General features: G+C 69.5%; 25 protein-coding genes and 1 pseudogene. 17 read left to right on the forward strand and 9 right to left on the reverse strand.

All coding sequences use genetic code 11. The features are described 5' to 3' along the window. Positions 1-21 precede the first annotated feature (21 nt). From QMO76_RS32780 to QMO76_RS32820, 9 genes are read left to right on the forward strand one after another with little or no spacing between them, the layout of a single operon-like run. Positions 22-939, forward strand: coding sequence for a phage tail protein (locus tag QMO76_RS32780; RefSeq protein ID WP_306365243.1), 918 nt, complete (start codon positions 22-24; stop codon positions 937-939). A 10-nt stretch (positions 940-949) separates the two neighbouring features. Then, the gene (locus QMO76_RS32785) at positions 950-2593 is read left to right on the forward strand and encodes a phage tail protein (protein WP_306365244.1); all 1644 of its coding nucleotides are present in this window, start codon (positions 950-952) and stop codon (positions 2591-2593) included. Positions 2594-2595: 2 nt separating this feature from the next. After that, entirely contained in the window at positions 2596-3039 is a 444-nt protein-coding gene (locus tag QMO76_RS32790) for a DUF2744 domain-containing protein (RefSeq protein WP_306365245.1), read from the forward strand. Next, positions 3036-4058, forward strand: a complete 1023-nt coding sequence (locus QMO76_RS32795; protein ID WP_306365246.1) for a hypothetical protein — start codon at positions 3036-3038, stop codon at positions 4056-4058. The genes QMO76_RS32790 and QMO76_RS32795 overlap by 4 nt, the downstream gene beginning before the upstream one ends. After that, positions 4058-4663 (forward strand): hypothetical protein, encoded by a 606-nt coding sequence (locus tag QMO76_RS32800; protein ID WP_306365247.1) that lies wholly within the window; start codon positions 4058-4060, stop codon positions 4661-4663. Before QMO76_RS32795 ends, QMO76_RS32800 begins: the two co-directional genes overlap by 1 nt. A gap of 2 nt (positions 4664-4665) precedes the next feature. After that, complete coding sequence (locus tag QMO76_RS32805; protein ID WP_306365248.1) at positions 4666-5013, forward strand: hypothetical protein; 348 nt, start codon at positions 4666-4668, stop codon at positions 5011-5013. After that, a complete protein-coding gene (locus tag QMO76_RS32810) occupies positions 5010-5327 on the forward strand; it encodes a hypothetical protein (RefSeq protein ID WP_306365249.1) in 318 nt (105 codons plus the stop codon). The genes QMO76_RS32805 and QMO76_RS32810 overlap by 4 nt, the downstream gene beginning before the upstream one ends. Before the next feature lie 17 nt (positions 5328-5344). Continuing rightward, positions 5345-5701, forward strand: coding sequence for a hypothetical protein (locus QMO76_RS32815; protein ID WP_306365250.1), 357 nt, complete (start codon positions 5345-5347; stop codon positions 5699-5701). 10 nt (positions 5702-5711) lie between these two features. Continuing rightward, positions 5712-6698 (forward strand): hypothetical protein, encoded by a 987-nt coding sequence (locus QMO76_RS32820; RefSeq protein ID WP_306365251.1) that lies wholly within the window; start codon positions 5712-5714, stop codon positions 6696-6698. 95 nt (positions 6699-6793) lie between these two features. Here the strand turns inward: QMO76_RS32820 and QMO76_RS32825 are convergent, their stop codons facing one another. After that, entirely contained in the window at positions 6794-7210 is a 417-nt protein-coding gene (locus QMO76_RS32825) for a DUF4352 domain-containing protein (RefSeq protein ID WP_306365252.1), read from the reverse strand. A 621-nt stretch (positions 7211-7831) separates the two neighbouring features. On the opposite strand from QMO76_RS32825, the gene QMO76_RS32830 reads away from it, so the two are divergent. After that, on the forward strand, positions 7832-9283 hold the full coding sequence (locus QMO76_RS32830; protein WP_306365253.1) for a DUF4185 domain-containing protein: 1452 nt from the start codon (positions 7832-7834) through the stop codon (positions 9281-9283). Positions 9284-9300: 17 nt separating this feature from the next. Here QMO76_RS32830 and QMO76_RS32835 read toward each other — a convergent pair whose 3' ends face one another. The 3 genes and pseudogenes from QMO76_RS32835 to QMO76_RS32840 all read right to left on the reverse strand — a co-directional run bounded on the left by QMO76_RS32835 (position 9301) and on the right by QMO76_RS32840 (position 11969). Next, a complete protein-coding gene (locus QMO76_RS32835; RefSeq protein ID WP_306365254.1) occupies positions 9301-10344 on the reverse strand; it encodes a fused (3R)-hydroxyacyl-ACP dehydratase subunits HadA/HadB in 1044 nt (347 codons plus the stop codon). Between the two features lie 252 nt (positions 10345-10596). Next, positions 10597-10725, reverse strand: a pseudogene (locus QMO76_RS35480) (pentapeptide repeat-containing protein); the annotation flags it as partial. Between the two features lie 53 nt (positions 10726-10778). After that, positions 10779-11969 carry a hypothetical protein gene (locus tag QMO76_RS32840; protein WP_306365255.1) on the reverse strand — a complete coding sequence of 397 codons (1191 nt, stop codon included), beginning with the start codon at positions 11967-11969 and terminating at the stop codon, positions 10779-10781. A 1485-nt stretch (positions 11970-13454) separates the two neighbouring features. On the opposite strand from QMO76_RS32840, the gene QMO76_RS32845 reads away from it, so the two are divergent. From QMO76_RS32845 to QMO76_RS32855, 3 genes are all read left to right on the forward strand, one after another. Beyond that, the gene (locus tag QMO76_RS32845; protein WP_306365256.1) at positions 13455-14213 is read left to right on the forward strand and encodes a hypothetical protein; all 759 of its coding nucleotides are present in this window, start codon (positions 13455-13457) and stop codon (positions 14211-14213) included. 50 nt (positions 14214-14263) lie between these two features. Then, complete coding sequence (locus tag QMO76_RS32850) at positions 14264-14719, forward strand: DUF3151 domain-containing protein (RefSeq protein ID WP_306365257.1); 456 nt, start codon at positions 14264-14266, stop codon at positions 14717-14719. A gap of 64 nt (positions 14720-14783) precedes the next feature. Then, positions 14784-15878, forward strand: coding sequence for an aromatic acid exporter family protein (locus QMO76_RS32855; RefSeq protein WP_372342135.1), 1095 nt, complete (start codon positions 14784-14786; stop codon positions 15876-15878). Positions 15879-16020: 142 nt separating this feature from the next. Here QMO76_RS32855 and QMO76_RS32860 read toward each other — a convergent pair whose 3' ends face one another. Further along, on the reverse strand, positions 16021-16803 hold the full coding sequence (locus tag QMO76_RS32860; RefSeq protein ID WP_306365259.1) for a site-2 protease family protein: 783 nt from the start codon (positions 16801-16803) through the stop codon (positions 16021-16023). 7 nt (positions 16804-16810) lie between these two features. After that, the gene (locus QMO76_RS32865; RefSeq protein WP_306365260.1) at positions 16811-17470 is read right to left on the reverse strand and encodes a hypothetical protein; all 660 of its coding nucleotides are present in this window, start codon (positions 17468-17470) and stop codon (positions 16811-16813) included. A 252-nt stretch (positions 17471-17722) separates the two neighbouring features. Here QMO76_RS32865 and QMO76_RS32870 point away from each other — a divergent pair, with 252 nt between their 5' ends. Continuing rightward, positions 17723-19012: an adenylosuccinate synthase gene (locus QMO76_RS32870; protein WP_306365261.1), complete on the forward strand. Its 1290-nt coding sequence runs from the start codon at positions 17723-17725 to the stop codon at positions 19010-19012. Between the two features lie 123 nt (positions 19013-19135). Here the strand turns inward: QMO76_RS32870 and QMO76_RS32875 are convergent, their stop codons facing one another. Beyond that, positions 19136-20680: a PLP-dependent aminotransferase family protein gene (locus QMO76_RS32875; protein WP_306365262.1), complete on the reverse strand. Its 1545-nt coding sequence runs from the start codon at positions 20678-20680 to the stop codon at positions 19136-19138. A 61-nt stretch (positions 20681-20741) separates the two neighbouring features. On the opposite strand from QMO76_RS32875, the gene QMO76_RS32880 reads away from it, so the two are divergent. After that, positions 20742-20960, forward strand: a complete 219-nt coding sequence (locus tag QMO76_RS32880) for a hypothetical protein (RefSeq protein WP_306365263.1) — start codon at positions 20742-20744, stop codon at positions 20958-20960. Positions 20961-21028: 68 nt separating this feature from the next. After that, on the forward strand, positions 21029-21586 hold the full coding sequence (locus QMO76_RS32885) for a methylated-DNA--[protein]-cysteine S-methyltransferase (RefSeq protein WP_306365264.1): 558 nt from the start codon (positions 21029-21031) through the stop codon (positions 21584-21586). Between the two features lie 8 nt (positions 21587-21594). Here the strand turns inward: QMO76_RS32885 and QMO76_RS32890 are convergent, their stop codons facing one another. Then, positions 21595-22233 (reverse strand): TetR/AcrR family transcriptional regulator, encoded by a 639-nt coding sequence (locus QMO76_RS32890; protein ID WP_306365265.1) that lies wholly within the window; start codon positions 22231-22233, stop codon positions 21595-21597. A 195-nt stretch (positions 22234-22428) separates the two neighbouring features. Here QMO76_RS32890 and QMO76_RS32895 point away from each other — a divergent pair, with 195 nt between their 5' ends. Beyond that, positions 22429-23064: a DUF998 domain-containing protein gene (locus QMO76_RS32895; RefSeq protein ID WP_306365266.1), complete on the forward strand. Its 636-nt coding sequence runs from the start codon at positions 22429-22431 to the stop codon at positions 23062-23064. A gap of 90 nt (positions 23065-23154) precedes the next feature. On the opposite strand, the gene QMO76_RS32900 is transcribed toward QMO76_RS32895, so the two are convergent. Then, positions 23155-23487 (reverse strand): hypothetical protein, encoded by a 333-nt coding sequence (locus QMO76_RS32900; protein ID WP_306365267.1) that lies wholly within the window; start codon positions 23485-23487, stop codon positions 23155-23157. Positions 23488-23528 lie beyond the last annotated feature (41 nt).

Here is a 23528-nt window from a genome sequence, read left to right on the forward strand (position 1 = left end):
TTTCGATTCGAAGGATGAACCATGAATGAAGCATTGATCGAGGTGGAGGGCCACAACGGCGAGTGGTTCACGGTGGCCGGTACCGGTGCGGGCGACCGCGGCGTGCACCTGGCCTCGGAGAACGACGGCACCGAGTTCGCGGGACTGTACGACGCGCCGGTGACGACGATCTGGAACTCGACCGCCTTCCAACTCGGCGCCACCTACGGTGGTATTCGCGAGGACAAGTACGACTTCACCCTCGCCTTCCACGTGACCGAAACCGCCGCGAACCCCTGGCGCTACAACGATTCCGCCCTGCGCAAAGCCTTCTCCTACGAGAAACGTTCCAAGCTGTGGGTGCAGGTGGACGATTCCCGGCGCTGGCTGGACGTGCAGCTGGTGTCGAATCCGCGGCTCAAGGTCGGTTTCGATCCGAACGGCCAGCAGTACGGTCTGGTGTTGCTGCCGCTGGCGGCGGCCTATCCGCGCTGGCTGGAGGTCGAGGCCACCGATGAGTTCGTGGCCGCCACCGACACCACCGACGGGTCCACCGAGATGGGTTCGGTGGTGGTGTCGAATCCGACCGACACCGAGATCTGGCTGAAGTGGATGATCCAGGGCAGCAGCGGAATTCGCTGGACCCTGCCCGACTTCTCGTTCGGCGACGACCGTTTCGACCGGGCGGACGCCGACGCCGACCGCATGATCGCCATGCCCGAGCTGCTCGACGGTGAACACGTGCGCGTGGACACCGACGAGATGGGGCTGGAGGGTCAGGTCAACTCGTCGCTGGACACCGCCGTCTACCAGCGGATGAACGGCAAGATGTTCCTCTACCCGATTCCGCCCTACACCCCGGACACCGAACTGCCCGTGGTGGTGAGCGGCGCTCCGGCGGGCGCCGGGGTGCAGGTGCGCTGTCCGCGGCCGTGGACGCGGCCGTGGGGGCTGGAATGAGGTGTCGGCGATGAATGCGGTGGCGACCATCGACTTCGACCGCGAGTACGCGGCCATCGTGGCGCGGCTGGAGGCCAACCGGCTGGCGCGGACCCGGCCGCCGCTGGTGCGGCTCTGGGACGGCGACTGGATACTGCGCGGCCAGGTCGCGCACACCTATTCGGCGTCCTTCCAAGAGGTGGACGCCGAGACCGGCATCGGCAAACTCGAGCTGCCCGAGGACTACTACCTGTCGCGCTGGATCATCGATCACGACAGTCGGCCGAACAAGAACATCCACGTCACGGTCGACAAGGACGGGGTGCGCTGGTCGGGGCGGATGGAGTCCTACGAGATCGAGAAGAATCCCGAGGGCTTGACGCTGGTGCGGGTGCTCTTCAAGCACGACTACGAGGAGTTCAAGCATATTGTCTGCTGGAGCAATCCCTTCCTGCCCGCCGAGGTACAGTTCCCGCGCCTGTGGTTGATGTTCGGTCCGGCCAAGTGGGCGTTGAAACTCACGCTGCTGGTGAACATCATGCGGTTGGAGTCGTCGGCGTGGATGCTGCCCGACGATCCCATGGACCCCACGCAGTGGTTCAACTTCGACCAGTCCACCTGGTCGATGGTGGTCAAACCACTGAAGATCGAGGACGACAATTCGCCCTTCGCGGTGGTGTACTCGCGATTCAGGGATTTTCACACCGTCGCCAAGAACATTCTGGCCGACGGGCAGCTGACCCCGACGTTCCGGCGCTATCTCGACGGTGACGAACCGCCGTGGCCCGGTGCGAATCTGCGGCACGGCTGCTTGGTCATCGACATCGAGGACAAGTCCGGGTGGACGAGTGAAACCTCCTTCGGGGGAAACCTTTTCACCGGACTGGTGCGGGCGGTGACCAATATCGCCTCCGACGGCTACACCGAGAACGTCGATGTCATCGACGATCCCGCGTTCCCCGACGAGTACTACCAGCCGGGATGGAAGGGCACCATGCCGTCCGCGCCCGGCATCGTGTACCGGGAGACCAAACGCAACGGCATCGTCTCCTCCGGCTTCGTCAGCCGTCCCGCCACCGACGTCCAGGTGGTGACCGGCGGGCACAGCATGCCCGGTGTGAACGAGTTGATCAGCGCCTCGATCCAGATGGCGGGCGACCTGATTGCCGCCATGATCGGGATTCCCCCGGTCGGCGGCGCGGCGGACGCGCTACTGCAACCGCTGTACGAGGACACCATCCTGGCGTGGATGGCGTGGAAATCGCCCGCGCGAGCGCAGCAGCTCGGGTGGTCGCATTACCACGAGGGTCTGGGCAGCGCCTCCGATCAGGCGTACACGCTGTCGTCGATCATCACCCTGCGTGCCAAGCTGTGGGCCACCCGTGAGCAGATCGCGCACCGGCTCGACATCGCCGACGGCGCACCGTGGTTGGTCGGGCAGCGCGGCAAGGGGCACTTCTACGTCGGCGACCGGATCGGGTCCACGGTCAAAGGCGCGCCCAAGGGCAAGATCTACGTCGACCGCGTCTCCGAGGCGACCCTGTCGTGGAGTCGCGATACCGCGCCGACGTGGGCGATCACCATCGGGCAGCGTGAACCGGAGGACCCGGTCGCCAAGGCGCTGGAGCAGATTCAGGAATTGTTCGGCATCGCCCAAAATCTAGGAGTCATGTAGTCGTGCGCTTTCCTACCCAAAACCAATGCGATATGGGCGATCCCGCGCAGCATCTGCTCTGGGCGCTCGCGCAGGTGCCGATGTCGCGCACTCAGCCCATGCTGTTGCAGGAATCGATCGCCCGGGTGATGTCGAAACACTTGTACGAGTGTGGTTTCCGGCATCACCCGGAATTGCAGGAGAAGAAGCTGCAACTCCCGCATCGCGGGCAGCAGCACATGCTCAACGGATCGGCTCGCTGGGTCTCGATAGACGAGGTCGAGCCCGATCCGGTTGTGCTGCCGGATATGTCGGCCATGACCGTGCACGAGCAGGAGCACGTCATCAACCAGCTCAAACAGCTCGGCCGCATCGAGGAACCCGCGACGCCACGCAGCGTCGCGGAGACGACGAATCTGCGGTCCGTGGTCGGACAGGCCGAGGCGTCCACGGAGGGCGAACCATGACCACTCCGGGGCAGGGAGCCCCCGACGGCGCTTTCGTCGTCGGCGGCCGATACGGCCAGAACCTCACCGAGGAATCCGCGAAGGCGATCATGAAGGGCGGCGTGGTGTCGTCCTTCGAGAGTGCACAGGGCGTGGCGCACGGCGCGTACAACAACCGCATCGACGATCACGCCAACTCCATTACCGAACTGCGAAACGCGTTCGAGCAGTTGGTGTTGCAGGGTCGAGCGATCGTATTCACCCGCAACTCGAGTTACACGCCCTCGCCCGACATCCTGTCGGTGGAGGTGATCATCATCGGGGCGGGCGGCGGCGGCAGTTCCGGCAGCTACGACGCCCTCGTGGAGGGCGTACGGTCCGGCGGCGGTGGCGGGGGTGGGGGCGAGACGCACACCTCCATCCCGGCGAGTCTGCTGGCGACGAACGACGACGGCACCTTCAAGCCGATTCGCATCGAGATCGGATCCGGCGGCGCGGGTGCGAGTCAGGACCGGAACTATGGAGCGAGCGGCGCGGATTCGCTGTTCGGTCCGGAGGTCGGCAGCGACGATCGGGAGTGGTTGCTCGGCGGCGGTGGTCAAGGGGGCCAGTGGGGGTCGCCGGGACCGGTCGCGCAGGGCGGCGTCGGGATGATTCCCGGCGGCAACGGTGGTCGCGGCGGGGTGGGCAACTCGCGGGGTACCGCGCCGACGCCGTCGGTGTCGGCCTACGCACTGTACGGCGGCGGCGGGGGCGGCGGCTCGGGTGGGTCGCCCGTGTGGGCCGGTACGGCGGGCGCGGCCGGTGGCATCTCACCCGGCGGCGCGGCCGCCAATCCCGGCCGGGCGGGCCGCTCACCGTCGCAGATCGTCGCCACCGGCGGTGGTGGCGGCGGTGGCGGACATAGCGGCAACTACGGCGGCGGCTCGGGCGGATTTCCCGGCGGCGGTGGCGGCGGCAGCGCCTGTGCGACCAACGGCGCCACGACCGGCGGAGCGGGTGCGACCGGCATCTGCTACGTCATCGAACGGACCACCTGATGGCCACCACGACACGGTTGCTCGTGTTCACGACCAATGACGTCTGGACCAAACCACCGGGATTGAAAGCCGTCGAACTCGTTGTTCGCGGCGGTGGCGGCGGTGGCGGTGACGACCACGGCGGTGGTGGCGGCGCGGCCGTGACGAATACGCACCGGCGGATTTCGGCACTGGAGCTACCGGACAGCGCGGCCGTCGTGGTTGGCGGCGGCGGAGCTGCCGGAGCCGACGGCGGCGAGTCGTCGTTCGGCGGCTCCCTCATGGTGGCCGCGGGCGGAATGTCCGGCGCGAATGGAGGTTCCGGCGGGCTGTCGTTCATGCGCGGCGGGCAGGGCGGGGCCGCCGGCAAGCCGGGCGAGACGGTGACCTCGGGCGTGGTGCGCCTGCTCGCGGGCGGTGGCGGCGGTGGCGGATCCGGCTCGGTCGGCGGTGCTTCCGGCATGGTCGCGGCCGACGGAGCCCGGCCGCCCCTGTGGCAGGCCCGCCAGTCCGGCGGCGGTGGATCAGCCGGTCTCCCCGGCGGATTCCCGGCCGGCGGGGGCGGCGCCGCCGCACCCGGAGCTGCCGGGGCAGTGACGATCATCGAGTTCTTTCAGGAGGATTGACTATGGCAACGGCGACACTGCATATCGCCGATCTCGGCGGGTACGCCGGTCCGGCACGCTGCTATCGGCTGGACCCGGTCCCGGTTATCAATGGCGCTCCGGCACCGTTCGTGACGATCTGGGTGCAACGCGGTTACGCGCATCAGATGCCCGAGGTGAACGTGGTGCCCGCAACCTCGTCCGGCGCGTGCGCAACGCGCTCGGTCATGGCCGCACCCGGATCGTTCACCCTGCACTTCGATCCGGTCACCGACGAGCAGATCGACGGCGCGCACTGGTTGGCGCTGCAGGCACTGGGCGGCTACACCGTCTCCGGCCAGCGGCCGACCGAACCGGGAGGCCCGCGATGACCATCGGGAACGTCCCCATCCACGACCGGCTGATCCTGGTCGCTGGACAGGATCTCCTGCACGAGATCCGGCTGCCCGCCGATTCCCGGTTGGAGGTGGGCACCGCCGTCAAGCTCGTCATCTACGACCGGACCGAGGCGACCCAGCTCGCGACCTGGCCGGCGAGTGTCGACACCGACCGCGTCCGGTGGACGGTGACCTCCGAGCAGACCGACCAGATCACCTCGCCGGGTGCGCGATTCCGCATCTATGTCGACTACCCGGACGACACCACACAGTGCTGGTACGCCGGTCCGGTGTACCGATACCACTGAACCAGAAAGGCAATCACATGGCGATTTCCGTCGACACCACGCGCCAGGCGCTCGCCGACGCCTACGCGGCGCTCGGTCCGACCGGTACCGAGGTGTACATCTCACTGCACACCGACGACCCCTTGTCCACGGGCGAGGGCGAAGTATCGGGCGGCGAGTACGCGCGCCGTACCGGAACCTGGGTGTCCGGTTCCGGCGGGGTGCTGTCCATGGCCGCTACGGAGTTCGATGTTCCAGCGGGCACATTCACTCACGTCGGCCTGTGGACGGCCGCGAGCGGCGGCCAGTTCCTGGACGGCGCACCGCTCACTCCGGAGGTCACTCTGAGCGGACCGGGCGTCATCGCGGTGACGCCGCGGTTCACCGTCACCTGAGAATCGAGGGGTGTTCACTGTGGCCGACCGATACCAGCGACAAACCTTGCCCGGCCGCACCGTCACGATGGGGCGGCCACCGGGCCGTTCGTCCGGCACGGTGGCACCACCCGGCGCAACCGTCGCACGACTGCCGCCGGGGCTGGTGCACGAGACGGTGCCGGGCGGCCGAGTACGCCTGTCCGCCGAGGGAGCGCTGACCGTGACCACCGAGCGGCTCGTCGCTGTCGCCGACTTCTCCGCTCCGAGCACGCTGTTCGCGGCTCCCCGGCCGTCGTCGCTCGCCGACTTGGACTCCGTGGCCCGGCTGCGCGTGTCCGGAGTGCGTGCGGATGCCGATCTGACCGTCGCCGGCACGCTCGCCGCCGACAGCGCACTGATCCGGACGAGCCACCGGGACGACTTCGATCGCGCCGACGGCTCGCTCGGACCGAACTGGGCGACCAAGGGGTACGGCACCGCCGACACCTCGGTCGTGCCGGTCATCGCCGGCGGCCGGTTCCGATCCGGAGACAGCGCTGCCGGGCAGAGCAACCAGTGCGCCGCGCTGTACGTCGCGGGGCATGCCCACGGTGATGACCATTCCGTGCGCGCGGTCGCCGCGACGGCACCGAACTCCTTGCGCTCCGGCATCATCGTGCGGGCGGCGCAGGACTTCCAGCACATGGTGATCGCCATTGTGTCGACAGCGTTCGGCAGCACCGGTATCTGGACCGTGATCGACGGTGCCTTCAAGCGCCGCGTCACGGCGCAGACGAATTCCATTCAGGCTGGCGAAACGGTTGAATTCGTCGCGCAGGACAACACTTATCGCCTGATCCGGGATCCGGACAATACCGCCGTTGTCGTCGCGTCCTGGACCGACTCGGCGGCCGAGTACCCGCCCGGCGTCGGTCGCCGTCACGGTGGCATGTTCGCGGAATCGAAGGCGGACTTCTTCGGCGATCACACCTACGGCACCGAATGGGACGACTTCGTCCTCGAGGACGTGGAATAGACCTTCCGGCGTGAATCCAGCGGCCGGGTGCTCGCGAATACTCGCGAGCACCCGGCCGCTTTCGGCGTTTCCGCCGTGATCCGTTTCCGCCGTGATCAGGCCGGAGTGACGTCCACGATCAGCGACCCCCCGAGCATCTTGGAGAACGTCACCTTCGCCGGGACGAACTCGCCCTCCGCCGCGATCACACCCTGCACGGACTCGCCGGGCTGCAGCTCGGTGACGGCAAGCTGATCAGCTGCCGAGCCGAGATCGACGGTGTGCTTCATACCCTCGGCATCGGTGATCGAGAAGTTCAGCGGGTTCACGTCGAGCGCCTTGTCCGGGCTCGTGTTGGTGACCATCACCGTCACGGCGGTGGCGGGCGAGCCGTCGTGCAGCACACTGGGCACGAACGGCGCCGGGTGCGCCGTCATCTGTACGTCGTCGCGCTCTTGCGCGGCTGCCTTGGTAACGGCGAGATCATCGGTTCCGCAGGCTGATGCCCCCAGAATCGTAGCTGCGGCGAACATGATGCCGACAGCGAGCCTACGCATAATTTCTCCTTTGCGAACCGACCTGGCGGTAGTAGACCAGGTACGGCACCGCACTGTACCTGTGGAACGCGCATTCTTCATAGTGGCAATTGGTGCTGGGTGAATTGCTATTCGCTTGCCGCGCAGCGGAATTTGTTGAAAAGCCCGCGTTGTTCGTGCTGCAAAGGGCCTGGTGGCAGCATTGGGCCGGGATAGTTTCGGGTTTGACTACAGCGCCGTAGCCATACCGCCCGCTGCGGGACCCATTTCCTGGGTGCGCTCGCCTCTCGGAGCCGTGACGATGGCGCTCAAAGCGCGGCGGTCCTCCGGGGTGCGGCGGGGGACGGGTTGCTCCCGGACGTGACCGTGATCGTGTCGCCGGCGTGGATGTCCAGCTCCGCCCAGGCTCAGGGCAGCCCCGAGAGTGCACGCTCCGGCCGTGGCAGCTGATGGTCACACGTGCGGTACAGCCGCTCACGCTGTCGGCCACCGTCTCGGCGAGTCCCGCCGTCAGGGATCACGTGGCGGTGATGTCTCCGCGTACACAGCCGCCGACTGTATTACTCTGCTCCGCAGTTGTTCGTGCCCGAAATGACCTGAATGTCGAGAGGGTGGTGCATGGCCAAGCGGATGCTGGCGGCCGTGGGGGCGATGGTGTGCGGGGCCGGGGTGCTGGTGTGGGCCGATCGGCCCGCGGCGGAGGCGTTGCCACCGGGGCCGGTGGTCGGCACCGGGCCGTGTGTGACCGATCCGAAGGCGACACACGAAGGGCTGCTGGGGAAGACGGTCGAGGTGCCGATTCCGTATCCGGTGGTCACCGTGGACCCCGGGCCGCCGGAGGAGAACCGGACCCGGGTGCGGATGGAGTTGCCCGCCGATCCGTGCGTCAATCCGTGCCCGGATCTCACCGACGGACCGGTCGATCCGCCGAATCTGCTGGAGCAGTTGGGTATTCCGGAGCTGCGGCTGCGGCCGCAGCCCTTCCACTTCGCCTTCCCGAACCCGGATACTCCGCCGCCGCCACCCGGCCCCGAGCCGGTGACCCCGGTGATCGAGGCCGCCCCGCCGGCCCCGCCCCGCCCCGCGCCCGCCGTGGCGGAGGTCCGCGAGGTCGCCAAGCTGACCGGGGCGTCCTCCATCAACCGCACCGACAAGCGCTGGCAGGTGCAGGGCACCGACCTGGGCATCATGTGGGAGAGCGCGCCGGGGGAGATCGCCATCGCGTTCGGCGACACCGTCGGACGCGACTTCCATCCGCCGGGCGGCTTCGGTGAGGACTGGCGCAGCAATGTGCTCGCCTTCAGCACCGACACCGACCTGTCCGACGGACTCACCTTCGACCGCATGGTCATGGACTCGCGCTGCCACGCCGCCGAACTGCTGAGCAGCAAGAAACTCGACAATATCGAGATGACGACCATTCCCACCTCGGGTTTCGCCCTGGGGGAGCGGCAGTACATGAGCTACATGTCCATCCGCACCTGGAATGCCGTGCCCGGCACCTTCCACACCAACCACGGCGGTATCGCCTACTCCGACGACCACGGCGAAACCTGGACCAAGGATCCGCACGCCCGCTGGGACAACATCTTCGGAGTGTCGAATTTCCAAGTGACGGCGATGGTTCCGCAGGGTGACCATGTCTACATGTTCGGCACCCCCAATACCCGCCTCGGCGCGGTCGGGCTGGCGCGGGTGCCCAAGGATCAGGTGCTCAACACCACCGCCTACCAGTACTGGCGGGACGGCTCCTGGACCCCGGTGGGCGGATTCGCTTCCGCCACACCGATTGTCGATGCTCCCGCCGGTGAGCTGTCGGTGCGCTACGACGCGGCGCGCGCGGTGTGGCAGATGAGCTACCTCGACACCGCCAAGGCGGCCATCGTGGTGCGCGAGGCGGATTCACCGCAGGGGGTCTGGTCGCCGAGCACTCCGATGGCGACGGTGCTCCAATATCCGGAGCTGTACGGCGGATTCATCCACCCCTGGTCCACCGGCGAGGACCTGTACTTCACCCTGACCACCTGGAACGACTACAACGTCTACCTCATGCACGCGCGCATGCGGTGAACGCCCCGGGCGGCGACTCAGCGCAGCCGCACCTCGGCGATGGCGCGACCGAACAGCTTCTTGCCCTCGCAGGTCGCGCCGAGCATCAGGGTGGCGGTGCGGTTGTCGGCGTCGACCGACTTCACCTTGCCGCTGAACTCGACAATGGCCGGGGAGGTCGGCTCGACCGGGACGAAGCCCGACAGCCGCACGCTGAACCTGGCGAGCGCCGCCGGATCGCCCAGCCACGACTCCAGTTGTCCGGCAAGCAGACCCATGGTGAGCATGCCGTGCGCGATGACCGTCGGCAGCCCGGCCATGGTGGCGGCGGCATCGCTGAAGTGGATCGGGTTCGGGTCGCCGGAGACACCCGCGTAGTTGACCAGGTCGCCGCGGGTCACCGGCACCTTGGCGGCGGGCAGCTCGGTACCGGGGGTGAGCGTGGCGGCGGTCGGAACGGTGTGCACCGGCAGCGGTTCGGCCGGGGCCGGGAACGCCTCGAACTCGTCGGGGTCCAGCAGCACCAGACCGCCGGGGTCGGTCGTGCCCGAGTCCGGATCCTCGACATGGCCGTGCATGACCAGACCCGCCACGGCGTCGGCGATAGCCGGGTCGATATCCGCGCCCCGACGCGCCACGATGGTGGTGTTGGAGATCAGCACCGGCAGGCCGAGGGCGTCGCTGAGCGTCACCTTGACGACGATGAAGTCGTTGTCGCCGAACTGGCGGATGGAATCGATGACCACGTCCACCGACAGCCGGTCACCGGCCAGGATCGGGCGGAGGTACTCGAAGACCTGATCGGTCTGCAGGACCTGCGACAGGTCGTACTCGGTGAGCACCGTGCCGATCAGCGAGCGGGTGGTGGCCGCCCCGATGACCGAGGAGAAGGTGGCGGGGGCCAGCAGGCCCTCGTAGCCCAGTTCGCGGGCGTCGACCTCGTGGTGGTGCGCCGGATGGTCGTTGCGCACGGCCCGCGCGAATTCGCGGACCTTCTCCCGGCCGACCTCGTAGTGGTCGCGTACCCGGAAGTGCCGGCCGACCAGTGCGGTGGCGGTGGCCGCCTCTGCCGTTTCCGGCATGAAAAACCAACTCCCTGTACATCTGAAATCCTGGCGGGCCGGACGATGTCGCCGTCGAAGCTGGCCCCAGACAATCCGGGCCATGCTACCGGTGGGTTGGTCCGGCGACCAGGTGTTTGTGACGTTCATCGCGGCCGTGAACCCGATTGCGATATGCCCGGTGCGGGCCGCTGCGCGCTGGCAGTGGGAGGGAACAGCCGCAGGGTGAACGGCTGTGGGTGAACGGCCGCGGAGCGAACAGCCGCGGAGCGAACAGCCGCGGAGCGAACAGCCGCGGAGCGAACAGCCGCGGAGCGAACAGCCGCGGAGCGAACAGCCGCGGAGCGAACAGCCGCGGAGCGAACAGCCGCGGAGCGAACAGCGCAGCGCCGCCGGAGCCACTCCGGCGGCGCTGCGCTGTTCGAGGTGTCGAGGTCGGTCGAGTTGTCGGCGGGTCAGTTCGGGGAGCTCGGCGGATCGCAGACCTTCCAGCCGCCGTCGGTGTTCTGCAGATCGAAGGTGCGCTCGGTGCGCTCGCTCGGATCGGCGTCGGTGTAGACGGTGGCCTGCGCCAAGGCGGTGTCGTCGGTGATGCGGACGGCGTCGATCGAGTCGATCACCGGAATCGCCTGCTGCTCCTTGGAGGTCTGGTACACGCCGGCGAACTGCTCGGGGGAGATGTTCTGGTAGAAGTCGTGCTGGGAACCGCAGGTGATGGCGCGCAACTGCTCCAGATCACCGTCCGCCAGCGCATCGGTGTAGGTCCCGATGGCCCGCTTCACCTGCGCCTCGGGCGAATTGTCGGTGCCACCGCCCACCAGTGCGATCACCACCGCGAGCAGGGCTACCACCAGCACTGCCGCCGCACCCGCCAGCAGCCACCAGCGCTTGCCCCGCGCGGGCGCGCCCGACGTGCCCGGCGCGGTCGCGGCTGGCACCCGCTGCGGAGCCGCCACCGGGTTCGCGCCCGTCTCGGTCTTCCCGCCGGCCGTGCCCGGGGGTGGGGTACCGGCTTCGACCGGTCCGCCCGTCGCCGCGCGCTGCGGTGGCGTGCCGGCATCGGGCGTGCCGTCCGGGGCGGGCACGCGCTGCGGCGGAGCCGCCTGTTTCGTGGTGTCCACCCGCTCACCGGCCGCGGGGATGCGCTGCGGCGGAGCCACCGGACGCGGCGGCCGCGGACCGCCGGGAGCGGTCGCCCGGGGCGCGTTCATCGGTCGCCCCGGCATGGTCGGCTGGAAGTCCGCGGGTGACGGCGCGCTCGCCTTCCGCGGCGGGACGGGCGGCTGCCGATGCGGCGGCGTCGGCCGCGTGTCCTCCACGTGCTCGGTGCCCGGCACCGGTCCGGCGGCGCCGCGCGGTCCCGCATTCCGCGGCCCCGCATTCCCCCGCGGCGTACTCGGCTTGCTCAGCGGACCCGGCCGCCCCGTCTGGATCTTCTCGGTGACCGCCTGGTCTCGGGGCACCGTCGGCATCGCCGTGGTCTTGTCCTCGGCCGCTTCCGGAACCTGCTGGATGGCAATGGTTTCCGCATCGGCCCCCGGCTGGGGACCGTCCTGCGCGAACCGCACCGTCGGGCTCTCGCTCTCCGGCGCGTCGTGCTGGGTCCCATACGGCCCGGCATCGGTCCGGTCGGACTCGCTCGGCATCGTCACCCGCTCCGTCGGGCTCTCGGATCCGGAATCATATCGGGCGGCAGCGTCGTGCGCCCCGTCCGCGGCGGTGTCACGCCGTGGCGGATCGTTCGGTGCGGCGTCGCCCCGCGCGGATGCTGCCGGGGCACCGGGACCGCCCTGCCCCGCGCCGTCACCTCGGATCGGTTCGCGCTGTGTGGGAGCGTCTTCCGCATCGACGCTCGGCCGGGAAGCGCCGTGCGCCGAGCCGACGGGCGCGTCCGCGCGCCGTCCGGGGCCGCCGGGTACGGGCGCGCCCCGCATCGAATCACGTTGCGCGGGACCGCCTACCTGGCCACGCGGTGCCGCGCCGCCCCGGGCGGTACCGCCTCGCTCCGGATCGTGTGGTGCCGGAGCGCCCTGCGCGATGCCGTGCCCTTCGGGGTGCGGCGGTGTCGTGTCGTGTGGACCGGCGTTGGACGCCGGGCCGCCGGATGTGGAACCGATCGTGCCGGGGCCGTCGTGCGGGGAGCCCGGCTGTGCCGAACCTGGCTGCGCACCGGCCTCACCTGCCGAATCGTCCTGTGCGGGAACACCGCGCGCGGAATCACGCTCCGGGGCATCACCGGGTGCGGAGCCCCGCACCGATCCGCGTGGTGACCCGGCCGGTGCCGGGTCGGCGTGAGAGGTGGCGCTTCCGGCGGGATCCGGCCGGTTCGCGTCGGGGCGTCGTGGATCGGCCCGATCGCCGGGGTCGGCGGGTTCGGACGCACCGTGCGGCTGTGGATCCGACGCGGAGACCAGCGGTTGGGCGATTCCGGCGAGCGGAGAACCGGCCGGGCCGCCGGGGCGAACCGGTGCGGCGTCCCGCCTACCGGGTCGGTCGCCCGGCCCACCGGGGCGACCTCCCGGCGGCTCCTGTTGCCCGCCACGCGGATTCTGCTGTCCGGCACGTGGTTCGGGTTGGCCGCTACGTGGGTCCGGTTGGCCGCTACGTGGGTCCGGTTGGCCGCCGCGTGAGTCCGGTTGGTAGCCACGTGAGTCCGATTGGCCGCTGCGTGAGTCCGATCGGCCGCGTGGGTCCGGCTGTCCGCTACGTGGGTCCGGTTGGCTGCCGCGTGGTTCGGGTTGGCCGCTACGTGGGTCCGGCTGTCCGCCGCGCGGGTGTGGTTGTGCGCCGCGCGGATATTCCCCGTCGCGCGGATGCGGTTGTCCGCCAGCCGGATTCGGATTCCCGCCGCGTGGACCGGGCTGTCCGCCGGGCGCGGGTGGCCGGTTCGGGGTCCCCGGGCCGCCGGTGTGGCTCCGGCCCTGGTGGGGTGGGTTGGGTGGCATGGCGCGGTACTGCATGGTGGCGTCGGCCGCGGGGGCCGGACCGCCGGTGCCGACCGGCGCGTTTCCGGGACCGCCCGGCCGCGCCTGGCCGCCGGGGGCGCTCCCCGGCATTCCCTGCTGTGGCGGTCGGCCGCCGGGGCGGCCGGGCCGCGGCGGGGGACCGTCGGGCCGGGAGGGCTCGTCGTAGTGGATGGTGGCGAAGGACGGTCGCGGCCCGGGTCGGCCGGGCGGCATGCCGGGGCGATCGGTCGGCGCACCAAGGGGGCGGCCCGGGGGCGGACCGGCGGGCCGGTTGTCGCCCGGGTTCGCGGCGGAACCGCCGACGGCGGCGGGGGTTTCACCGCGCCGCATGGCCTCGGTCCGGACGTCGGAGGATTCGGAGCCATCCGGCCGGGCCTCGCTCCCACCGTCGCCGCCCCGCCCGCCCGGGTCGGCGTCGGTCCGGCCGCCCCGGCCCGAGTCACCCGCGCCGCCACGGTCGGCGCTGCCCCCGCCGCGCGGTCCGGCCGCGTCCCGAACGCGCTGCTCGGCGAGGTCCGGCGCGCCCTGACCGGCATTCGGCCGGTCACGCCGATCCGCATTCCCGGGGGTGCGCTGTTCGCCGCCGTCCTGCGGGCGCTGGCCCGGGTGCCCCTGGCCGCGTTGATCGGTGTCGTGCTGGCTGCGGCCGTCCTGGCCGCGCTGATCGGTGTCGTGTCGGCCACCGTCAGCCTGGCCGCGCTGCTCCGTGTCGCCTCGTCCGCGCTCGCCCGCATCGGTCCGGGCGGTCTGGTCCGCGCTGCCCGGGTTCGCCGTCGCCCCACCCCGCGCGCCCGCGCCGCGCTGCGCAGATGTGCCCGCGCCGCTACCGGTGCTCTCCGGGCGGGAGTCGGATCCCTGGCCCTGTGGTTGCTTGTCGGCGTTCGAGTCGGACACGCGCTACCCCTCGCTTTGGCGGAACGGTGATTCGAGGTCAGCCTACTGAGCAATCCGACCGGCGGTGCACAATGATCGGCATGACCTCCTTCGGTGATCTGCTCGGGCCCCAGCCGGTGTTACTCCCGGATAACTCCGATGTGGAGGAGGCGCTGCTCGACGGCCAGGACCCGGTCCGGGTCGCGGCGGCGCATCCGACCGTCTCCCTCGCGTGGGCACAGCTCGCCGAGGACGCCCTGCAACGCGGCGAATCGGTGACCGATCCCGACGGTGACACGGTCAACGCCGATGTCATCGCCGCCTACGCCTTCGCCCGCACCGGCTACCACCGCGGTCTGGACCTGCTGCGCCGCAATGGCTGGAAGGGCTTCGGCCCGGTGCCGTGGAACCACGAACCGAATCAGGGCTTCCTGCGCGCGGTCGGCGCTCTCGCCCGCGCCGCCCGCGCCATCGGCGAATCCGACGAGTACGCCCGCTGCCTGGACCTGCTGGAAGACTGCGACCCGCGGGCCGCGGCGGAACTCGGCCTGGACTGACGTCGATTTGAGCAGTGCACTGGGCGGCAAGCTCACCACCGCGCGCGAGTCGAGCGCCACGCAACTGCGCAACGCCACCAAGCGGGTGCGCAGTTCGTGGCTGCCGATCGTGCAGTGCGCGGTGGCCGCCGGACTGGCCTGGTTCATCTCCCACAATGTGATCGGCCATACGCAGCCCTTCTTCGCGCCGATGGCCGCGATCATCTCCACCGGCGTCTCCTTCGGTGCGCGCATGCGGCGGGCGATGGAGCTCATGGTGGGCGTCGCGGTCGGCATCGGCATCGGTGACCTGTTCATCTCCTGGGTGGGCACCGGCGTCTGGCAGATCGCCCTGGTGGTCGCTGTCGCCATGACGGCGGCGGTCTTCCTCGACAGCGGCAGCATCATCACCGCGCAGGCGGCCAGTTCCGCGGTCCTGGTGGCGACCCTGCTGCCCCCGCACACCGGCGGCAGTTCGCTGCGCATGATCGACGCCCTGGTCGGCGGTCTGGTGGGAATCGTTGTGGTGGCGGCGATTCCGCTGCATCCGGTGCGCCGGGCCAGACAGCAGGCCGCCGACATCCTCGAGGTGATGCACACCAGCCTGATGGACTGCGGCGCCGGCCTGCTCGAGCACGATGCCGCCAAGGTGAAGGAGGCGTTACAGGCGGTGCGCGGCACCCAGCCGCAGATCGACAGCCTGCGCGACACCCTGAAGGGCAGTGAGGAGGTCATCCGGCTGTCGCCGCTGTACTGGAACGCCAAACCGCGCCTCGAGCAGTTGCGCACCGCCGCCGACCCGCTCGACAATGCCGTCCGCAATACCCGTGTGCTGCTGCGCCGCGCCCTGAGTTCGGTGCGCGACGACGAGATCCTGGACCCGCGGCTGGTCACCGAGGTGGAGAAGCTCGGCGAGGCGGTGGACGTGGTGCGCCGCATGGTGCTCGCCGATCCGGGCGAACAACCCGATCCGGCCGAGGCCACCCGGGTGCTGCGCTCCGTGGCCAAGGGTGCGACCAAGGATCTGGTGGCCGACGCCGGCATCTCCGCGCATGTGGTGTTCGCGCAGATCCGTTCGATCGTGGTGGATCTCATGGAGGTCTGCGGCATGAAGCGGCTGTCGGCCATCGCCCTGCTGCCGCCCACCGTGACGAATCCCTATGTGACGCCGGTCGATTGACATCACCCGCTCGCGCGTGGCCTACGCACCCGGCCGCGGGCCGCCGCCGATGATCTTCGAGTAGTCGGCTACTCGTGTGGATGTCGCCGCCCGTTCCTAGGGTTCGCAGTGGGCCGTACCTCGAGGGGTGGTGCGGCCCACCCTACGTCCAGAAGCGGGTCAGCGAGAACCCGTTGCCCGCCCAGTAGGCGGGAATGCCGGAGAGTTCGAACAGCGTCCGCACCGTGCCGAAGAACACCGCGCCGATCTGCGGCACGAACAGCATGGCCACCAGCAGCAGAATGCCGTACGGCTTGATCTGGTCGAGCGAGCGGCGCGTCTGGTAGCTCAGCGAGGGTTCCAGAATCCCGTAGCCGTCGGTGCCCGGCACCGGCAGCAGATTGAGCACCGTCGCGAAGATCTGCAGGAAGGCCAGGAAACTCAGCCCGTACCAGAACGCCTCGTGCGAATCGGTGCTGCCGAACAGGCGGATCACCAGCAGCAGCACCACCGCGCACACCAGGTTCACCGCCGGACCGGCGCCGCTGAGAATCCGCTGCGTGCGCGGACTGAAGTTGTGCGAGTGCACGTACACCGCACCGCCGGGCAGCGCGAATCCGCCGATGGCGATGAAGATCAGCGGCAGCACGATGGACAGCAGCGGGTGGCTGTACTTCAACGGGTTCAGGGTGAGGTAGCCGCGCAGCTCGACCTCCCGGTCGCCCGCCCGCCACGCGGTGTACGCGTGGCCGAACTCGTGCAGGCACACCGACACGATCCAGCCCGCCACCACCAGGACGAACACGCCGAGCCGAGCTTGCACCGACGAGGCGTCCCCGTTCCACGCCAGCACCCCGCCCAGCACGGTCACGCCCACGAACAGCAGGAACACCGGGCTCGGTCGTACCGACCCCGACATCCGTCCCACCGACTGCGGATAGTTCATCGCACTCCTAGCGCACCAGCAGCCACGGCTCGTGGTGCCGGTAGAAGGTGGACCGCCGCACGGTCTTGTCGCTGCTCACGCCGTCCCGGACGACCAGCGCGCCGCGGGTGCCCAACTGCATGGCGCGGCCGGTCACCCACCGGCGCTTGCGCAGCCCCCGCTGCACGGTGGCATGCAGTCCGGGCATCTCCAGCATGGGCGAAACGTGCAGCGCCGCAACCTTGCCGGTGAACAGGCGGGTGTCGTCCACGTACGCTTCGCCCTCCAGCTTCTCACCGCTGGGGCCCACGATGCTGGCGCGGCCGATGAGCACCCTGCCGGTGTCGTCGCGAATGAGCGGGGTCTCGCGCGCGGAGCCCTCGAGCGCCTTCTTGGCGGCGGTGTTGCCGGTGCCGGTCTGGTAGGCGCGCGAGCCGTAGGTGCGGTCCACCGGCACGTAGCCGATCTCCACATGCAGCCGTTCGGTGCGCATGAGATGGGTGAGCACGGCGGCCAGTCCGGCGTCCTCGCCGAGCACGATCAGGCGGGGCAGGCTGTCGGCGGCCAGCACCGGCAGCATCTCGTCCAGGGCGGTGGGATCGGGAATGGCGGCGGTCTGCACCATGGGCAGCGACGCCAATGCGATCGGTACCGGTGCACCGTTGCAGCGGAGAACATGGGTACTCAACTGCCGTACACCCTCCTCGGACCTGACAATTCGCCTCGCCTCGCCGCGTCTCGGACCGAGCGCCTGCCGGTCCGCACCGATGCCACCATAGTCCTGTTCAGTTGCCTCCGCTTCGCTCCTCGTCACGGCGGGCGGGGCGGGAACCTGGGGGTATGCCCGTATCCACTAGACTGTGCGTCCGGCCACCGCCTTGTGACGGCGGGTAGCTGCAGTGTCACCGACGCTGCGTGTCGATCCCGTAGGAGACTCCTGATGCCGGCAATCGTGCTGATCGGCGCCCAGTGGGGCGACGAGGGCAAAGGCAAAGCAACCGATCTGCTCGGCGGCAGGGTGCAGTGGGTTGTGCGCTACCAGGGCGGCAATAATGCCGGTCACACCGTGGTACTGCCCAACGGCGACAATTTCGCGCTGCATCTGATCCCGTCCGGCATCCTCACCCCGGGTGTGACCAACGTCATCGGCAACGGCGTGGTTGTCGACCCGGGTGTGCTGCTGGCGGAGCTGGCCGGTCTGGAAGAGCGCGGCGTGGACACCTCCCGCCTGCTGCTCTCGGCCGACGCGCACCTGATCATGCCCTACCACGTGGCCATCGATAAGGTCACCGAGCGCTTCCTCGGCAACAAGAAGATCGGCACCACCGGCCGCGGCATCGGCCCCTGCTACCAGGACAAGGTGGCGCGGGTGGGCGTGCGCGTCGCCGATGTGCTGGACGAGAAGATCCTCACCCAGAAGGTCGAGGCCGCACTGGAATTCAAGAACCAGGTGCTGGTGAAGATCTACAACCGCCGCGCGCTGGACCCGCAGCAGGTGGTGGACGAGGTGCTGGAGCAGGCCGACGGCTTCAAACACCGCATCGCCGACACCCGCCTGCTGCTCAACCAGGCGCTGGAGAACGACGAGACCGTGCTACTGGAGGGTTCACAGGGCACCCTGCTCGACGTCGATCACGGCACCTACCCGTATGTCACCTCCTCCAACCCGACCTCCGGCGGCGCGGCGGTGGGTTCCGGCATCGGCCCGAACAAGATCGGCGCGGTGCTGGGCATCCTCAAGGCGTACACCACCCGCGTCGGCTCCGGCCCGTTCCCGACCGAGCTGTTCGACGAGTCCGGCGCGTACCTGGCCAAGACCGGCGGTGAGGTCGGCGTGACCACCGGCCGCGCCCGCCGCACCGGCTGGTTCGACGCGGTGATCGGCCGCTACGCCACCCGCGTCAACGGCATCACCGACTACTTCCTCACCAAGCTCGACGTGCTCTCCAGCCTGGACACCATCCCGATCTGCGTGGCGTACGAGATCGACGGCGAACGGGTCGAGCAGATGCCCACCACGCAGACCGAATTCCACCACGCCAAGCCCATCTACGAGGAGATGCCCGGCTGGTGGGAGGACATCTCGGGGGCCCGCACCTTCGAGGAGCTACCGGCCAACGCCCAGGCGTACGTGCTGCGCCTGGAGGAGCTTTCGGGAGCGCGCGTCTCCTGCATCGGCGTCGGCCCCGGCCGCGAGCAGACCATCGTCCGCCACGACGTGCTGGGCTGACCGAGCCGCGTCGAATTTCCGAACAGCGCCCGCCGCCGTCCGCGGCGGGCGCTGTTCCGGTTCGACCGCTGTGCCCCGCGACCCGGTGGTGCGCGGAAGGAAACGGCCGAGTTCCGCCTGCGTTCAGTACAGCGGGGTCAGCGGTGCGAGCGGGTCGGCGGCGTGCGGCGTCAGCGCCGAGTAGGCCGCGGCGATCGATTTCACGGCCATACGCAGGTCCGTTTCCTCCTGGGTGTATGGCAGCCGGAGGAAGCGCTCGAAAGCGCCCTGGACGCCGAAACGCGGTCCGGCGGCGAGCAGTACGCCGTGGGTGGGGGCGGTCGCGGCGAGGGCGGTGGAGACCGGGGTCGGCAGTTGCACCCACAGCGACATGCCGCCCGCGCCCTCGGTGGTGGGCCGCCAGTCGGGCAGTTCCTCGGTGAGCGCTTCCAGCAGGGTCGCGCGGCGGGCGCGCAGCTGCTCACGGCGTTGCGTGAGAATGGCATCCGCGTTCTGGAGCAGGTGCACGGTGGCCAGCTGATCCATCACGGGGGTGCCCAGGTCGACGGTGGAGCGGGTGCCCAGCAGTTTGGTGACGAGCGACTGGTTGGCGCGCACCCAGCCGACGCGCAGGCCGCCCCAGAAGGATTTGGACGCCGAGCCGATGGTGACGATTTCCGCGCCGCGGGCGAAGGCGGCCGCGGGCGGCATCGGCTCGCCGCCGGTGAGGTCCAGGTCGACCATGGATTCGTCGACGATCACGGTCATCCGGGTGTCGCGGGCGATGGCGGCCAGTTCGGTGCGGCCCGCCTCGTCCAGCCGCAGCCCGGTCGGATTGTTGAAGTCGGGCACCAGATACGCCACGCTGGCGGCGGTCTGCCTTGCCGCACTGCGGATTCCATCCAGATCCCAGCCGTCGGGCAGCAGCGGCACCGGCACCGGGCGCGCCCCGACATCACGAATGGCCTCGATGGCGTTGGGATAGGTGGGGTGTTCGATGAGCACCCGCTCCGCCGGGGTGGTCAGCACGTTCAGCAGTAGTCGCAGTCCGTGCTGCGCGCCGAGGGTGACCAGGATCTGCTCGGGGTCGGTGGGCAGCCCGCGTTCGGTGTAGCGGCGCGCCAGGGCCTCGCGCAGCATGAGCATGCCGACCGGATCCATGCCGTGGGTGCCCAGGTAGGTGGGCAGCCCTTGCAAGGCAAAGGAATACGCGTCCTTCATCTCCTGCGGCGCGGACATGGCCGCGTAGGTCATGTCGATGGTGGGCAGTTCCGGCTGCGCCATCATGGCCAGCAGGCTGCGCGCCGGTTTGGTGCCGTCATGCACCACGGTCGGCGGCAGTGCCACGGTGCTGCGCGACCCCTGGCGGCTGATGAGGTAGCCGTGCTCGCGCAGCAGGGCGTAGGCGGAGGTGACGGTGGTGCGGCTGACACCGAGCGTGGTCGCCAGATCGCGTTCACTGGGCAGCGCGATGCCGAGCGGCGCGCGGCCGTCGTGGATGAGCAGCCGAATCCCTTCGGCCAGTGCCAGATACGCGGGCCGGGGCGAACGGCGGACGGTGTCGGCCTCGCCGCCGGGCCGGGGCTCGGCCGGGCCGTCGCCCTCCGCGCCCCGTGCTCCGGGTTCGTCCTGCCGCCACCGTCCCAGGTCTCGCGCCAGGCTGGCCGCGCCGATCACTCGTGTCGCCATACAGGCCAGTATCCGGGTAGTGGATATTTGATTCAAGTGCAACTGGCTTCATTCTTGGGCCATGACCTCGTTGCTGTTCTCGATCGCGGTGGTCGGCCTGTTCTGCTGGCTCGCCTACCACTTCGCCCCCGCCCCCGGTGAACGCTGGGATCGCCTGCTCACGCGGTATCGGCCGCATGCCCCGATGGCGGACTGGTCGGCCGGTGACTATGACGATCAGCGGCAGTTCGTCGATCTGGATACCGCGCGGACGCGCCATGAGTCGGCAGTCCAGTCTTAAAAAACTGGCATGCTCGCAACTCTGATGGTCGACATGGATATGTCGGTCACCCTGTGCACACTGGCACTATGCCCTACCCGGAACGTCCGCTCGCCGCGGCGCTCTTCGATACCGCGATAGGCCCCTGCGCCATCGCCTGGAGCGCCGTCGGCGTGCTGCGCTTCCAACTGCCCGAGGACGGCGCGGAGGCCACGCTGGCCCGCATCACCCGGCCCTATCGCGGCGAACCGGTCGCGCCCGCCGAGCCGACCTTCGACATCGGCAAGGCCATCGCCCGCATTCAGGCCCATCTCGCCGGTGACCTCGACGACCTGCGCTGGATTCCCTTGGACACCACCACGATTCCGGAGTTCCACCGCGCCGTCTACACCGTCACCCGCGCCATCGCCCCCGGCCGCACCCTCAGCTACGGCGAGGTGGCCGCCCGCGTCGGCATGCCCAACGCCTCCCAGGCGGTCGGACAGGCCATGGGCCGCAACCCGATTCCGCTCATCATTCCCTGCCACCGGGTGCTCGCCGCCGACCACGCGCTGCACGGCTTCTCCGCCCACGGCGGACTCACCACCAAACAGCGACTGCTGGAGATCGAGCGCACCCCGGGCTTCGGAGAACCGACCCTGTTCTGACGGCGGTGTCAGATCCCCCGGTCGATCATGTCGAGCAGTTGCTCGGAGAGGTGGTCGAGCTGCTCCGGTTCCAGGAAGCGGAACGGACCGTCCACGGCGAGATAGGCGAGCCCGTGCACGGTCGGCCAGGCCAGGAACTCGGCACCCGGGCGGCGTTCCCGTGGCAATAGCCCGGTCTCGACCAGGCCGTCCAGGGCATCGCCGAGAATCTCGATGGCCGAGCGGCCGGTGGGTCCGGCCGCCGCCGGTTCGGCTACCGCGCTCACGTCGCGCTGAGTGGTGAAGGCGGTCAGGAACAGTCCCGGCTGTTCCCGGGCGAACCGCAGGTATCCCGCACCGACCGCGTGGAACCGGGCCCGCGCCGCCGCCGCGGGGTCGTCCATGGGCGCAACGGCGTCCTGGGCGGCGGTCATGGCGGCCGCCAGTTCGGCGAGCGCGACCCGGGCCACCGCCTGTACCAGGGCGTCCTTGTTGGCGAAGTGCGTGTACGCGGCGTTCGGCGCGACGCCCGCTCGGCGGGCCGCCTCCCGCAGCACGATCGCCTGCGGACCGCCACCCTCGCGCGCCATGGCCACGCCCGCCGCCAGTAGCGCCTCCTCCAGTGCGCCGTGCCGGTAGGTCGTGCGCTTCGCGCCCGTCTCGCCCATGTGCTCTCCTTCGGTTCGCCCCACCATATCTGGACGTCGTCCAGAATTCTCCCGCATATATCTGGACAGCGTCCAGAAAGCTGTGTACGGTCCATCTGGACAGTGTCCAGAATGTCATCCGATGAGTTGTCGCTCCCCGGACCGTCTGGACCCCCGACGGCACCACCGCCGACCGAACTACCGAGGAAAGACCTGATGAAGACCGAAAAGCTGCTCACCGCAGGCGTTCTCGCCACCCCCGTGTTCTTCGCGATCGCCCTGGCGCAGGCGTTCACCCGTGATGGCTTCGATCTGAGTCGGCACATGATCAGCCAGCTCGCCCTCGGTGACCTCGGCTGGTTGCAGATCGTCAACTTCGTCGGCACCGGTGTGCTCTTCGTGCTCGGGGCGCTCGGCCTGCGCCGGGCCCTTACCGACGGCATCGGGCATATCTGGATTCCCCGCCTCGTCGCCGTCTTCGGTGCGGGCCTGATCGCCGCCGGTGTCTTCGTCTGCGATCCGGTCAAGGGGTACCCCGTGGGCGAGCCCGACGCGCTCACCTGGCACGGCATGGCGCACGGGGCCGCCGCTACCCTCTCCGGGTTCGCCCTGGTGGCCGCGAACATCATCCTCACCCGGCGCTATCTCCGCGCTGACCGGAAGGCCATGGCCGCCATCACGGTTGCCATCACGGCGGCCTTCATGGTCCTGCCCGCCGCCCTGCCCGCTCAGGTGAGCATGGTCTTCGCCGCCGTCTCCTTCTTGGCCTGGGGCTGGATCTCCCTGCTGGCCGCCAGCCTCCTGCCCACCCGGCGGGCGGTGCGAATCACCCGGGAGCCGCAGTTCGCCTGAGCTGAGCGAACGGAAAAGGCGTCCGCACCGAGGTCAATGGTGCGGACGCCTTTTCGTGGGAGCGGACAGATCAGCTGACCGCCATCGGGATCACCAGCCGGCCTTGACGATCGGTCCGTGATGGAAGATCGGTAGGCCGGTGCCGTTGCACTGGACCCAAACATCGGCTCCCGGTGCGAATCGCAGGTAGATCGGCTCGGGGCCGAGCGAGTACTGCATGATGCCCGGGGCCTGATAGAAGAACGGTGGTTGCAGGCTCCAACCGGTGCACTGCCACCACTCGCCCGGGGCGGTATCCATCCGGATGACGCCACCCGGCTCCGGGGTCGGCACGGGAGGGGTGGCGGCGGCCGTCTGCATGTTCAGAAGGCCAGCCGCGGCGATCGTTGCCGCGACCGCGACCGAGCGAAGTGTTGCTCTCATTCGTGTTCCTCTGTGGTTCTTGTCCGTTGGTGCGAGGGGAC

Origin of the sequence: Nocardia sp. CC227C, from assembly GCF_030767025.1 — a bacterium.
Lineage (GTDB): Bacteria > Actinomycetota > Actinomycetes > Mycobacteriales > Mycobacteriaceae > Nocardia.